Source organism: Micromonospora sp. NPDC048170 (genome assembly GCF_040652795.1).
Lineage (GTDB): Bacteria > Actinomycetota > Actinomycetes > Mycobacteriales > Micromonosporaceae > Micromonospora.
Genome location: NZ_JBEZMR010000006.1, coordinates 52657 through 65765, shown reverse-complemented (window position 1 = coordinate 65765; position 13109 = coordinate 52657). Strand labels below are relative to the sequence as shown.

12 protein-coding genes are annotated in these 13109 nt (G+C 72.5%); 1 reads left to right on the top strand and 11 read right to left on the bottom strand.

Features of this window, described 5'->3' with window-relative positions; all coding sequences use genetic code 11:
- Positions 1–85 precede the first annotated feature (85 nt).
- The 10 genes from AB0D32_RS12130 to eccCa all read right to left on the bottom strand — a co-directional run bounded on the left by AB0D32_RS12130 (position 86) and on the right by eccCa (position 10319).
- Positions 86–1393, bottom strand: a complete 1308-nt coding sequence (locus AB0D32_RS12130) for a pentapeptide repeat-containing protein (RefSeq protein WP_357088270.1) — start codon at positions 1391–1393, stop codon at positions 86–88.
- Positions 1394–1410: 17 nt separating this feature from the next.
- Positions 1411–1992 (bottom strand): hypothetical protein, encoded by a 582-nt coding sequence (locus AB0D32_RS12125; protein WP_357088268.1) that lies wholly within the window; start codon positions 1990–1992, stop codon positions 1411–1413.
- A 33-nt stretch (positions 1993–2025) separates the two neighbouring features.
- The gene (locus tag AB0D32_RS12120; RefSeq protein WP_357088266.1) at positions 2026–3618 is read right to left on the bottom strand and encodes a S8 family serine peptidase; all 1593 of its coding nucleotides are present in this window, start codon (positions 3616–3618) and stop codon (positions 2026–2028) included.
- An 81-nt stretch (positions 3619–3699) separates the two neighbouring features.
- Entirely contained in the window at positions 3700–3978 is a 279-nt protein-coding gene (locus AB0D32_RS12115) for a WXG100 family type VII secretion target (RefSeq protein WP_101413905.1), read from the bottom strand.
- Between the two features lie 28 nt (positions 3979–4006).
- Positions 4007–4315 (bottom strand): WXG100 family type VII secretion target, encoded by a 309-nt coding sequence (locus tag AB0D32_RS12110; RefSeq protein WP_101413904.1) that lies wholly within the window; start codon positions 4313–4315, stop codon positions 4007–4009.
- A 164-nt stretch (positions 4316–4479) separates the two neighbouring features.
- Positions 4480–4767, bottom strand: a complete 288-nt coding sequence (locus AB0D32_RS12105; RefSeq protein ID WP_357088262.1) for a hypothetical protein — start codon at positions 4765–4767, stop codon at positions 4480–4482.
- Complete coding sequence (locus AB0D32_RS12100) at positions 4768–5493, bottom strand: hypothetical protein (RefSeq protein WP_357088259.1); 726 nt, start codon at positions 5491–5493, stop codon at positions 4768–4770. It lies immediately after the preceding gene.
- A gap of 31 nt (positions 5494–5524) precedes the next feature.
- Positions 5525–5818 carry a hypothetical protein gene (locus AB0D32_RS12095; protein WP_350920436.1) on the bottom strand — a complete coding sequence of 98 codons (294 nt, stop codon included), beginning with the start codon at positions 5816–5818 and terminating at the stop codon, positions 5525–5527.
- Positions 5819–5834: 16 nt separating this feature from the next.
- Positions 5835–6257, bottom strand: a complete 423-nt coding sequence (locus AB0D32_RS12090; protein ID WP_357088255.1) for a YbaB/EbfC family nucleoid-associated protein — start codon at positions 6255–6257, stop codon at positions 5835–5837.
- Between the two features lie 99 nt (positions 6258–6356).
- Complete coding sequence (eccCa, locus tag AB0D32_RS12085) at positions 6357–10319, bottom strand: type VII secretion protein EccCa (RefSeq protein WP_357088252.1); 3963 nt, start codon at positions 10317–10319, stop codon at positions 6357–6359.
- Positions 10320–10488: 169 nt separating this feature from the next.
- Here eccCa and eccD point away from each other — a divergent pair, with 169 nt between their 5' ends.
- Positions 10489–11886: a type VII secretion integral membrane protein EccD gene (eccD, locus tag AB0D32_RS12080; protein ID WP_357088249.1), complete on the top strand. Its 1398-nt coding sequence runs from the start codon at positions 10489–10491 to the stop codon at positions 11884–11886.
- Between the two features lie 22 nt (positions 11887–11908).
- Here the strand turns inward: eccD and AB0D32_RS12075 are convergent, their stop codons facing one another.
- Positions 11909–13090 (bottom strand): type VII secretion protein EccE, encoded by a 1182-nt coding sequence (locus AB0D32_RS12075; protein WP_357088246.1) that lies wholly within the window; start codon positions 13088–13090, stop codon positions 11909–11911.
- Positions 13091–13109 lie beyond the last annotated feature (19 nt).

Genomic DNA, 13109 nt, shown 5'->3' with positions numbered 1-13109 from the left:
CCGGGCGTTCCCGGCGGGCACCGCACGGCCCCGGACAGCGCTGAGCGCCGCCCACCGTGCGGTGGACGGCGCTCAGCCGACGCTGTCAGCGCAGGATGCCGGGCGTACCGCCGCCGTCGGCGCCCCAGACGTCGTCGTCCTCCTCCAGCCAGGTGTTGCGGGGAGTCTCCTCCTCGCCGTAGCCGGCACCACCCGCGCCGGCCATGCCACCGAAGCCCCGTGCGCCGGCACCGACGCCCTTGGCGCCCGCACCGGCTGCACCCGCACGGCCGCCGCCACGACCGCCCCCACCGGCCGCGCCACCCATCATCGGCGCCATTCCACCTGCGCCGAGCTTGCCGCCGCCCCGGCCGCCGTTGCGACCGGCGCCGGCCGCGCCGCCGCCCATCATCGGACCCATGTTGGGGCTCACCGGCCGGCCGAGCGAACCGCCGCCCGGAATCACGCCACCGCCACCCAACCCGCCACCGGAGCCCAGCCCGCCGCCGGCGCCCAGCCCCGAGGTGCTGGGCATACCGCCACCGCCACCGCCGAGGGCGGGAACGGTCGGGGCGCCGGCGCCGGCCAGACCGCTGCCGTAGTCGTCGGCGAGGCTGTCGGTGTCCGGCTGGTAACCGCCGGAGAGGTCGGGGTGCGCGCCGGAGCCGATGTCCGGGGTCTTCGTGTCGGGCATGCCGAGATCCGGCTTCCCCGGAGAGAACTTGTCGATGTTCGGGTTTCCCACGTTCGGGTTGCCGACGTTCGGGTTGCCGACGTTCGGATTCCCCACGTTCGGGTTGCCGATGTTCGGGTTCACCGAGCCCGGCTTGTCGAGGTTCGGCGTATCCACGTCCGGGCTTCGGTCGTCGATCGCCGGCCTGACATCACCGGGCGTGCCCGAGTCGATGGTCACGTAGTCGCCGCTGACCTGGGTGTAGACCTTGGCCGCTTCCTCGGACTTGTCGTTGATCCAGTCGGCGAGCGAGGTGAGCGGGTCGAGCAGGCCCAGGAAGTCGGGCTTGACCTTCATCTCGAAGAGCCCGGTGTCGATCACGAGTCGGCCGTTGCGCGCCTCGAGCACGTCGTTGACGCAGCTCGCGGGGATGGGGAAGTCCGCCTGCGCGGCACTCAACTTGTCGGCGGCGGTCTTCAGCGACTGGACGATGCCGTTGTGCTTCTCGGCGTCGTCGACGACCCGGCCCGTGTCCGTGGCGATCTGCTTGACGTGCGTCTTGAAGGAGTCGTACGCCGGGCCCTTCCACACCTCACCGAGATCGGTGACGTTCTTGTCCAGGCTCTCCTTGACGGAGTTCAGGTTCTTCAGCAGTTGCTCCCAGCCCAGCGCGGCGCTGGTGACGTCGCCCGGCCTGCCCGCGACGACGATCTGCTGGCACATCTCTTCCCAGCTCGGCATCCTGTCACCCTCCCCGTTCAGCCGTTGGATCCGCTGGTGGCGGCTTCGCTGAAGGCGCGCTCCATCTCGGCAGCGGACATGGCGTTCGCCTTCTCCGCCGTCTCGTAGTTCTCCTTGACCTCGCGCAGCGCGTTGGCGGCCTGGTAGAGGTCCTCGGCGAGCTTGCGGACGCTCTGCTGCGTCGTGGTGAAGAGGCTGCCGTGCTTGCGGGCCAGGTCTCCCGCCCGGTCGAAGGCGCCGAGCGGGCTCGTCGCCCCGCCGCCCACGCCGTTCAGGCCACCCGCGGCAGCCGTGCCGCCCATCTTGTCCTGGATCTCGACCATCGTGTACGACTGCTTGTTGAGGAAGGAGGCGTGCGACTCGAGCCACTCGATGGCGCTGTCCAGGCTGGACGCGTCCCACTCCGTGTTGTCGCCGCTCTCGCTGGCCCCCGGCACCAGGCCGGAGGGGGTCTGTGCCCGGTTGACGTTGTCCATCGTGATGCCGCTGATGTGTGCCGTGGGCACCAGCGGGGTGATGGGCATGTACGGAGTGTCCACCCGGATCTCTTCCGGCTGCTCCGTCCTGTCCACCCGTGGGCTCGTCCGGTCGTCCGTCATCGGTTCCTCCCCGTCGCCGACTGACAATCTGGCTTACTGCTGGTGCCCGCCGGGAGCCGGCGGAGGTGGGGGTGCTGTCGGCGCGGCGCCGGGCGGCTGCCAGGTACCGGCCTGGGGCGTCGGCGGCGCTCCGTACGGGTTGGGTCCGCCGGTGGGCGTCGGGCCGTACCCGGGCGGGGGTCCCGCCTGAGGTGGTGCGGGCATGCCCGGCTGGGTCCCGCCCGGCGGCGGGTATCCGGGCGCGCCGAACTGCGGGTTGCCGGGTTGCCGTCCCGGTGCGCCGCCGGACGGCGGGTAACCGGGGGGCGGCGGATAGCCGGGCGGCGGGTAGCCGGGCGGACCGGTCTGCGGACCACCGGGCGGATAGCCGGGTGGACCGACATGGGGGCCGCCGGGCGGCGGGTAGCCGGGCGGGCCGGCCGGGCCGGTGGCCGCCTTCCGCCGGGACCGGCGCACCAGCACGATCACGAGGATCAGCAACGCCAGGGGCAGGAGCAGGCAGAGCGCCCCCTGGACCAGCGCGCCGGTGTCCTTCTTCATGCTGATCGACACCGCCGGACCGTCGTCCTTCGACGGCGTCGCCGCGCCCCCGGACGGGGCGGCGCCGTCGGCGGCACCGGCGAGCAGCGGGTGCGCGTCCACCGCCGGCACGGAGCGGGTCAGCGCCGCGAGCGGATCGATCGCGCCGAAGCCGTACTGACTGTCGCGGCCACTCGGGCCCTGGTCGCGGGCGGTGCGGATCAACCGGTTCACCACGTTGGCCGCGTTCAGGTCCGGGTACTTCGCGCGGACCAGCGCCACCACGCCGGACGTGATCGCGGCGGCGTCGCTGGTGCCGCTGCCCAGGCCGTAGCCGTTGGCCGAGACCGACTTCGGCCGGGGGGAGATGATGCCCTCCATCGGCGAGGCGAGCACGGCCTCCGGCCCGCCGATGCTCTCGGCGAAGTGCCCGCCGTCCTTCGCCAGGCCGGTCACCGCGATGACGCCGGGGATGCTCGCCGGGCTGCCGACGCCCCGGTTGCCCTGCTTCCGGTTGCCGGCCGAGGCGACCAGCACGACGTCCTTGTCCAGGGCGTACCGGACGGCAGCGGTCTCCTCGGGGGTCGGCTGGACGTCGGACCCGATCGACAAATTGATCACGTCCGCGCCGGCGTCGGCCGCCCACCGGATGCCTTCCGCGACGTCCCCCGTGTCGAAGGGCCGGCCGAGTGCGACGGGCAGGATCCGGGCCTCCGGCGCGATGCCGAGATGCCGCATCTCACCGCCACCGCGCGAGGCGATGATCCCCGACATCGCCGTGCCGTGGGCCAACTTCTTGTCGTCGTCGCGCCGGCCGTCGGAGGAGGTGGCAGCTCCCACGCCCTTGCCCGGCAGGACCTGACCCCGCAGATCCGGGAGGCTCGCGTCGACCCCGCTGTCGATGACCGCGACGGTGACGCCCTTACCCTTGGTGATCTTGTGGGCCTGCGGGATCTTCAGCGTGTCGAGGTACCACTGCAGGCCGCGTACCGTGTCGGCGCGTGCCGGAGCCGGCGCGGCCAGTGGACCGGAGCCGGCGCCGACGACCAACGCCAGCGCGGCGACGGTCAGCCTGAGCTTGGGCCACGAAGGCTTCCTCGCACGCATGATTCTCCCGGGACTATCGGCGCACAACGCGACGCGGCTCCGGCCCGGTCGAACCGGACCGGAGCCGCGTCGGCGATTGTGTCAGTTCCACGCCTTGGCGTTGCTCATCTCGGTGCTGACGTAGTTCTCGCGGGCGATGCCCACGGCGCCACCGATGTCGTTCAGGATCTTGTTGATGTCCCGGACGGCGGCGTCCCACTGCGCCTGGTGCTGCTCGTACGCAGCCCGGTCCTCGCCGTCCCACTGGAGCTTCGACAGCATCGAACGCAGCGTGTCCAGCTTCTCGTCGATGGTCTTCGAGATGGCCATCATCTGCTGGTTGCTGCTCTCGAGGACCGCGTAGTCAACCTTGATGCTCATGAGTTCCTCCTCTGCTCGTCTCGGCGGATCACGGGTTGAGTGCAGAGTGGAACTTGTCCAGCATCTGCTGCTGCTCTTCGTCGTTGACCTGGTGCGTCGTACCCGACTTGTCGAGCAGGTCGGCGATGTTGTCCATCGCCGTCAGCAGCTTGGCCGTGTCCTCGTTCCAGCGCTGCATCAGCGACTGGAAGCCGGTGGACGCCTGCCCCTTCCAGGCGATGGCCAGGTCGTCGACCACGTTCCACAGCTTCTTCAGCTCGCCGTCGACATCGCTGCGCGTGGAGCGCACGTCACCCGCGGCGGTATGTAGAGTCGCTGCTTCGACCTCGAACGCCATGCTTCACACCCTTCCGTCATCTTGTGGCGGCAGTCGCCGCGCCCTCCCCCGCCGCAAGGCAATCACCCACCGACGGACACTCAGTCAAGACCGTAGCGGACGGTGTCCAATCCGCGCAGCCCTGCCCCACATGGCGCGACAACCGCTCGACGAGGCCACTTTCCCTAGGCTGAACGGAAGTACGAGCGGACGTGCATCACCACGCCGACGACGAAAAGGGCGACCAGCAGCACCACCAGAGTCCACTGCGTCCCGTCGTCCGCGAGGGTGCCGAGAGCCAGCGCGAACGCGGCCACGCCACTGAGCAGAACGATCTCCATCAACCGTCGGGCCAGCCGCGAGCGGGTCAGCTGCGCGACCACTCCGAGGACGACGAAGACCGGGATGGTGACCAGTGCGTACGCGAACGCGCCTGTCTGCCACACGGTGCCACCCACCTTCCGTCCGGCCACTCAGGCCGTGTAGAACCCCGAATCCTGCACCCAGTCGATCTTGACGTCCTTGATGTCGGGGTCGGGCCCCGACGCGAAGCCCGGCTTGGACTCGGCGGTGAACTGGTGCACGTCGGCACCCCGGAACGAGCTCGTGATGGTGGAGAGCAACGACCCGATGTCCTGGAAGACGAAGGCGATGATCGCCATGCTGGCGGTGAGGCCGGCCACCCCGATCGCGTTCGCCAGCGGGATGGTGGGCGGGAACGCCTGGAGCGCCACCGCCGCGATCACCGCGATCAGGATCGTCGTCAACACGGCGACCAGCGCGTCGATCACGGCGTTGTAGTGGTCCTGGAGCCCCTGCAACGCGTCCTTGTTGGCGTTGAGCGCGTCGGCGAGGGCCGAGACCTCCATGTTGAGCTGCAGCACGAACTTGTCGAACGCCTCACGGTCCTCGAAGTTCCACTCCTCGGCGGACGGCGGCACGCTCTCCATCGCCTTGCCGAACTGGTCCCCACCGAGATAGGCGGCCGCGTCACCCCAGTTCTTGACGGCCTTGGAGATCTCGTCGTTGTCGAAGGACTCGAGGTGGACGATCGCGATGATGAGGACGCCGGCGCCGACGAGCCAGGCCCAGTTGGCGCGGGCCGCACCGGCCAGCGTACGGACCGGCGCGGTCTGCGCAGCGACGCTGTGCGTCCCCACCACCGAACCCGAGGAATTGGCGATCAGGATCTCCGGCATCAGGGCCTCCCTGCGTCCTGCGCCTGCGGGATCACTTGACCACCCAGGGCTGGTCCGACTTCTCCCAGTTGCTTGCGGTCTTCTCGAGGTTGTCGGCGGCCTTCTGCAGGTGTTCGATGCCGGTGCGCAGGTTGTCGACGTGCTCGTCGATCACCGCGTTGTGCCGGCCCACGGCACCGATGCCCAGGATGGTCATGGACAGGCCGGACAGCTTGACCTCGTCCAGCTTCTCCTTCGCGTTCCGCAGGAAGGCCTTCGGGCCGTCCTCCGCGGCGAGCTTCTTGGCGGCGCCCCGAATCGCGCCGACGTCGACCTCGTTCGCCACTGTCCTCCCCTTACCGTCAGCCGCGCAGCCGGCGCAGCGGGTCGTTGAGGTCCACCCCGAAGTGGCGGAACCAGTCCTCCGGGGTGACCTTGCCCGCCTCGGCCTGCCGGACCAGGTCCGCGCCGCCGACCATCTCCTCCACCAGCTCGCGCTGCCGCTCCGCGTGCGCGGAGTACGCGGCGTCGATCGCGGCCTGGAGGGACTCGGCCAGGTCGAAGCTGTCGAGCCGCATCGCCCGCGCGTTGATCTCGATGTCGCCGACCTTCATGTCACCGTCGACGGAGACCTGGACCAGGCCGTCCGGGCTCTCGCCGGTGACCCGCAGTTCGGCGCGCTGCCGCTGGAAGTCCGCGAGCCTGCGCTGCTGCTCCTGCGCCTGCCGCAGAAGTCCCTCGAGGCCGGCCGCTCCCCCGCCCGGGGGCGTCCACGATGTGCTCAAAGCGGTCCTCTCGTCGGCTGCGGCGCTCGTGCCGCAGGTTACCGGATGCCGTCCCGTCGGTCCGCCCCGTCAGCCCGGCCGGACTGGCGCGGCATCCCCTCAGCCCGGCTCTGACCAGGCCGTCTGGATGAGCTGCTGGCCGTCCCGCCGGCGCACCAGTGTGCCCCGGCCCGGCGGCTGCGGGCTCGGCCGCAGCGTGCCGAAGACCGCGCCCTCCTCGCGGTTGCCGGACATCAGCAGGCCGGGCTGGTCCAGCTCGCGCAGGCGTTGCAGGACCGGCTCGTAGAGCGCCCGGGCCACGCCACCCACCCGCCTGGTGATGATGAGGTGCAGGCCGATGTCGCGGGCCTGGGGCAGCAGCTCGTGCAGGGCGCTGAGCGGGTTGTTCCCGCCCGAGGCGACCAGGTCGTAGTCGTCGACCAGGACGTAGAGGTCCGGTCCCTTCCACCAGCTGCGGTCGCGCAGCTGCGCGGTGGTGACGTCCGGGCCGGGCAGCCGGTTGGACAGGGCGCTGCGGATCGAGCCGAGCCCCTGCGCGAACACCTGGTTCGACGGCGCGTAGTCGAGCAGGTGGTCCCCCTCGACCGCGCCGAGCAGACCGCGCCGGTAGTCGGCGATGACCAGCCGGGCCTGGGCCGGGGTGTACCGCTCCGTGATGCCCCGCGCGATCAGCCGCAGCAGGCTGGTCTTGCCGCACTCGGCGTCCCCGAAGACCGTCAGGTGCGGCTCGTTGACGAGGTCGAGGTAGACCGGGGCCAGCGCCGACTCGTTGACGCCGATGGGCAGGCCCGGCGCCGACCGGTCGACGACCCGGGCCAGCTCGCTGGCGGACAGCTTGCGCGGCAGCAGCCGCACCTTCGGGGCCGGCTGGCCGGTCCAGGCCTCCGTGACGTGCCGGGACAGGGCGATGGACGCCTCGGTCAGGTCGTCGATGTCGCGCCGGCCGTCGATCCGGGAGATGGCGGTGAGGAAGTGCAGCTTGTCGCGGGTCAGGCCACGACCGGGCGAGCCGCTCGGGACGTTCGCCGCCGCCCGCCGGTCGATCTCCGACTCGTTGGGGTCACCGAGACGAAGTTCCAGCTTGGTGCCGAGCAGGTCCCGCATGTTGATCCGGATCTCCGCCCACCGGACGGCGGTCAGCACCACGTGCACGCCGAAGCCCAGGCCGCGGTTGGCCAGGGTGGTGATGGTCTGCTCCAGTTCCTCGTACTCCTGGCGCAGGGTGTTCCAGCCGTCGACGACGAGGAAGACGTCGCCGAACGGGTCGTCGGCGAACTCCCCGGCCGCCCGGCGACGGCGGTAGCTGGCCACCGAGTCGATGCCGTGCTGGGCGAACCGGTTCTCCCGGTCGTCCAGGACGCCCACCACCTCGGCCACCGTGCGGCGTACCGCCTCCGTGTCCCGCCGCCCGGCCACGCCGGCCGTGTGCGGCAGCCCGTCCAGGCTGCGCAGCGCGCCACCACCGAAGTCGAGGCAGAAGAACTGCACCTCACGCGGGGTGTGGGTGAGCGCGAGCGAGGCGAGCATGGAGCGCAGCATCGTGCTCTTGCCGCTGAGCGAGGCGCCGACGATCACCACGTTGCCGCCGGCCCCGGAGAGGTCGACCAGCATCGGGTCGCGGCGCTGCTCGTACGGCCGGTCCACGATGCCCACCGGAGCGGCCAGCCGCCCGCGACCGGCCCACGAGGCGGTGCAGAGGCCGAACCTCTTGTCGACGCTCAGCGGCGGCAGCAGCTCGCCCAGGCCCGGCGGCTCCGCCAGCGGCGGCAGCCAGACCTGGTGAGCGGGGCGGCCCCGCCCGTTCAACCGGTCGATCAGCACGTCCAGCATCGCCACGGCCTTGCCGTCGGTGGGCTGCTCCGGCTCGGGCGCGTCCGGCACCGGCAGGGTCGGGTTCTGCACCGGCACGAAGTCCACCCCGTACCGGACGATCCGGCGCTGCACCAACGCCCGCGACGACGCGGCGGCCTGCCCCGGCGCCCGGTACGGCCCGGACACGTACGCGGCCCGGAACCGCAGCATGGTGCTGGTGTCGGTCTTCAGGTAGCCGTGGCCGGGGGCGCTGGGCAGCTCGTACGCGTCCGGCACGCCGAGCACGATCCGGCTCTCCACGGCCGAGAAGGTACGCAGACCGATCCGGTACGACAGGTGGGTGTCCAGGCCGCGCAGCTTGCCCTCCTCCAGCCGCTGGCTGGCCAGGAGCAGGTGCACGCCGAGCGACCGGCCGAGCCGACCGATCATCACGAAGAGGTCGATGAAGTCGGGCTTCGCGGCGAGCAACTCACTGAACTCGTCACAGATGATCAGCAGGCTGGGCATCGGGTCCAGCGGCTCGCCGGCCGCCCGGGCCTTCTCGTAGTCGTAGCGGGAGACGTAGTTGCCGGCGGCCCGCAGCACCTCCTGGCGGCGGTTCATCTCGCCGGCCAGCGCGTCCTTCATGCGGTCGACCAGCGTCAGCTCGTCGGCCAGGTTGGTGATCACCGCGCTGGTGTGCGGCAGCGCGTCCAGCGAGGCGAACGTGGCGCCGCCCTTGAAGTCGACCAGGACGAAGTTCAGCTCCTCGGAGGAGTGTGTCACCGCCAGCGCGCCGACGATCGTCCGCAGCAGCTCGCTCTTGCCGGAGCCGGTCGCGCCGATGATCAGGCCGTGCGGGCCCATGCCCTCGTGCGCGGACTCCTTGAAGTCCAACTCCACCACGTTGCCGTCCGGCCCGACGCCGAGCGGGATGCGCAGCCGGTCGCGGTGGCTGCGCGGGCGCCAGGTGTACTGCACGTCGACCGCGGCGGCGTCGCCGATGCCGAGCAGGTCCGGCAGCTCCATGCTCTTCGCCAGCGGCTCGTCCGAGGTGGTCTGCTGCTGCGACAGCCGGTACGGGGCGATCTGCCGGGCCAGCCCCTCGGCCGCGGCCTCGGTGAGCCGGTCCGGCCGGCCGAGCCGGGACGAGGACGTGCCGCGGACCAGTTCGAGGGAGCTGCCGTCGCCCACGTCGAGGCAGAGCAGCCAGCGGCCGGCGTCGCGGGGCACGGTGCCGGAGAGGTCGATCACGGTCGCGCCGAGCAGCCCCGGCCCCATGAGCTGGCAGGCCGCCGAGACCTCACCGCCGTCGATCACCACGACGAGGTGCGCCGCGGCGGTCAGGGGCTTCGCCTCCGGCGCGAACCGGGGCCGGCCGGCCAGCTCGTCGGCGAGCGACTCCTCTGCCTCGGCGAGGCTCGCGAAGACCATCCGGCGCGCGCCCGCCGCGTCGGTCCGGGCGCTGTGGTGGTTGTGCGGCAGCCACTTGACCCAGTCCCAGGCCGCCTGCCGGTCCGGCGCGGCGACGATCGCGACGACCATGTCGTCCGGGGCGTGGAAGGTGGCGAGCTGGCCGAGCGCGGCCCGGGTCAGGTCGAGCACCGGCTCCCGGTCGCCGCGCAGCACCACCCGGCTGAACGCCCGTACCGAGAGCGCGGTCGGCAGGTCCGGCACGGTCGAGTGGGCGCGGACGAAGCGACGAAGCGCGATGGCGCTCATCGGCTCCAGGTCCTCGACCGGCTTGGTCTCCGGCGGGACGATCTCCACGGCCAGGCGCTGCGGACCGGTGGCGATCCGGGTCTCGCCGAAGTCGTCCTCGGTGATCCGCCGCTCCCACAGCCGCCGGGAGGCGCCGATCGACCAGAGCGCGTCCGGCTCCGGGTGCCGCCAGGCCATCGCCGCCCGCTGCTGCTCGGCGGCGCGCCGGGTGCGCTTGCGCATCTGGGCCAGGTAGCGCATGTAGTCGCGCCGGTCGGCGTTCAGCTCGGCCTTGTCGTTGTTGCCGTTGCTCAGCGACCCGATCGCCATGCCCAGCATCGAGACACCGAAGAGGCCACCGGCGATGTAGGTCATCGTGCCGCCGCCCCGGCCGGCGTAGAGGAACGCCATGGCGCCCACGCCGCAGACCATGGGCAGGATCATCAGCAGCTGCCCCATCCCGCGTGGGGTCGGCTCGGGCAGTTCCGGAGGCGACTCGAGCAGCACCTCGCCTCGCGGCAGCGCAGGCCCCGGCTGACGCGGGAGCCGGCGGAACACCACCGTGCTCACGGCTGTCTCCTCCCAGAAGCGGCCCTGATGAAGTTCGGCGAGCGACCGGAGTCGTCCGGGTGGGCATCGTACGTGCCCGCCATCGTAGGTAATCTCCCGTGGGCGTCAGGAACCCGTGCGTCGGCACCGCCGGCCAGGGGTGATCGTAGAAGAGCGCGAGGAGGCCACTGTGGCGACGAAGACGGCGACCGGCGGCCTGAGCCGGATCACCATCGTGGCACCCCGCACCCGGATGGATCTCGCGCTGCCGTCCGACGTACCGCTCGCCGACCTGCTGCCGACGCTGCTCCGCTACGCGGGTGAGGACCTGGCCGACGAGGGGGTGCGGCACGGCGGCTGGAGCCTGGCCCGGCTCGGCGGCCAGCCGCTGGACGGCGGCCGGACCGCCACGCAGCTCGGCATCCGCGACGGCGAGGTCCTCTACTTCAATCCCCGGTCCGCGACCGCGCCGGAGATCGTCTTCGATGACGTGGTCGACGCCGTGGCCACCGCCACCAACCAGCGCCCGGGCGCCTGGCAGGTCGGCACCACCCGTTCCTTCGCGGTGTTCTTCGCCGCCGCGGCGCTCGGCGCCGGCGCGGTGGCGGCGTTGTTCACCGGGCCGCCGCACCTGCCCGGCGCGGTCGCCGCGCTGGTCGTCGCGGTCGCCCTGGTCGTCGCCGCGGCCGTGTTGTCCCGGGCCGCCGCCGACAGCGCGACCGGGTCGGTGCTGGGGGTCGTCGGTCTGGCGTACGCGGGCGTCGGCGGCCTGCTCGTGCTCGCCGGCGACCGCCCGTTGTCCGGGCTGGCCGCCCCGCACGTGCTCCTCGGCACCACGGCGGTGGTGCTCTGCGCGGCGGTGGCCGCCCTGGCCGTCGGCGACCGGCTCCCGCTCTTCTTCGGCGCGGTCGGGGTCGGTGCCCTCACCGGTCTCGGCGCGCTGGTCAGCCTGGTCTTCGACACCGACGCGCCGGCCGCCGCGGCGATCGTCGCCGCGGTCTCGTTCGGGGCGGTGCCGGCGCTGCCGATGGCGGCGTACCGGCTGGCCCGGTTGCCGGTTCCGTCCATCCCGACCGGTCCTGACGACCTGAAGAGCGACACCGAGTCGGTGGACGGCCGGCAGGTCCTCCAGCTCAGCGAACGGGCCGACGAGTTCCTGACCGGCCTGCTCTGGACGGTGTCGCTGCTGGTGCTCGGCGCCCAGGTGGTGCTCGCGCTGCACGGCAGCCTGCCGGCGGTGCTGCTCTGCCTCGTGCTGGCCCTGCTGTCGCTGCTGCGGGCCCGGCCGTTCCTGGGTCGCGCCCAGCGCACCCCGGTGCTGTTCGCCGGCACCGCGGGGCTCGGCCTGACTGCCGCGGCCACGTTCGGCAACGGCTCGACGGCGGTACGCCTCGGCCTGATCCTCGGCGGCCTGGTGCTGGCGGCCGTGGTGAGCCTGATCTACGGGCTCACCGTGGCCGGCAAGCGGATCTCCCCGGTCTGGGGCCGGCTGCTCGACATCGTGGAGATCCTGCTGATCATCGCGCTGGTCCCGCTGGCCGTCTGGGTCGTCGGCCTCTACGGCTGGATCGTCAACCTCCGGCCCTGACCCGCTCTCCCGTCCCTCGTTCTCAGTCGGTCGGGTGCAGGGTCGTGACGGTGGTGGCGACCGGGGCGGTGGCGTAGACGCCCGGGCCGTGCTGGCCGTCCACCGGGCGGGCCGGGGCACCGGACCGGCGCGCCACCTCCCGCACCGCCTTGACCAGCGCCTCCACGTGGTCGTCGGGCGCCGCGACCCGGAGCATCGGCGGGGCGACCCGCCCGGCCGGCAGCACCACGACGGCCAGGGTGTGCGACGGGGCGGACGTCGCCGTCACCGCGTCCACCAGCGGGCCGAACGGCGCGTCGGCCCGGGGACGCAGGACCAGGCAGCGCTGGGTCCAGCCGCCGCCGCGCAGTCCGGTCCAGGTCTCCGCCGGAGGCGTCGGCGCCAGGTCCAGCCCGGCCGCCGAGACCACCGCCGCGCGCAGCTCGTCGCGGCTGAGGGGGCGGTGGGCGAGCCCGGCCGCGGTCAGCGCCTTGCCCAGCCGGCCGATCCCGGCGGAGAGTGTGCGGTGCACGCCGTGCACGCCGCCGCCCCGGCTGACGGTCTCGACGCGGGCGTCGCGTACGGAGAGCCGCAGCGCGAGCCAGACCGTCCGGTGGGCCGCGGGTGGCGCGCCCGGCGCCGGGTACCAGACCAGGGTGTGCGAGATCGCCTGGGCGCGGGTGACCGGGCCGGTGAAGTCGGCGAGCACCCGCACCGCCCGGTCCAGCACCGACGCCTCGACCGACCCGGCGGGCGCCCCGGCGCGGCCCTGCAACGCCACCGCCGCGAACCAGCCCTGGGCGTCCTGCCCGATGCCGAGGCGCATGCCGCGATCTGTGAGCTCCGTCACAGTCAACTCCGGGGCCAGGGCGGCCAGCCTCGGATCGGCCCCGCCGCCGGCCGCGACGGTGCTCCTGGCCGCCTCCCGTCGCCGCCGCAGCCGCTGGCGCAGCAGCAGGTCCTCGTACCACCAGCGGCCACCCCGTCGGGCGAAGACGGCGACCACCACCGCCAGCGACAGCGCCCCGACGGCGCCGGCCAGCCAGACCGGCCCGCCCAGCGCCGCCCAGACGGCCAGGGCGCAGAGTTCCAGCACCACGAGCTGCCCCACGGCCACGGGCCCGATCCGACCGCGGTCGCGCCCGCCCGCCGGCACGACCGGCCGTTGGGCGACGCCGGACGGCTGCGGTGCCGGACGACCGGGTGGCGCCTGAACCTGCGTCATCGCTGACAGTCCTTTCTGG

Coding starts and splice junctions, on each gene's coding strand:
- AB0D32_RS12130 (WP_357088270.1), bottom strand. CDS start 1,393: ATGCCGAGCTGGGAAGAGATGTGCCAGCAGATCGTCGTCGCGGGCAGG.
- AB0D32_RS12125 (WP_357088268.1), bottom strand. CDS start 1,992: ATGACGGACGACCGGACGAGCCCACGGGTGGACAGGACGGAGCAGCCG.
- AB0D32_RS12120 (WP_357088266.1), bottom strand. CDS start 3,618: ATGCGTGCGAGGAAGCCTTCGTGGCCCAAGCTCAGGCTGACCGTCGCC.
- AB0D32_RS12115 (WP_101413905.1), bottom strand. CDS start 3,978: ATGAGCATCAAGGTTGACTACGCGGTCCTCGAGAGCAGCAACCAGCAG.
- AB0D32_RS12110 (WP_101413904.1), bottom strand. CDS start 4,315: ATGGCGTTCGAGGTCGAAGCAGCGACTCTACATACCGCCGCGGGTGAC.
- AB0D32_RS12100 (WP_357088259.1), bottom strand. CDS start 5,493: ATGCCGGAGATCCTGATCGCCAATTCCTCGGGTTCGGTGGTGGGGACG.
- AB0D32_RS12075 (WP_357088246.1), bottom strand. CDS start 13,090: ATGACGCAGGTTCAGGCGCCACCCGGTCGTCCGGCACCGCAGCCGTCC.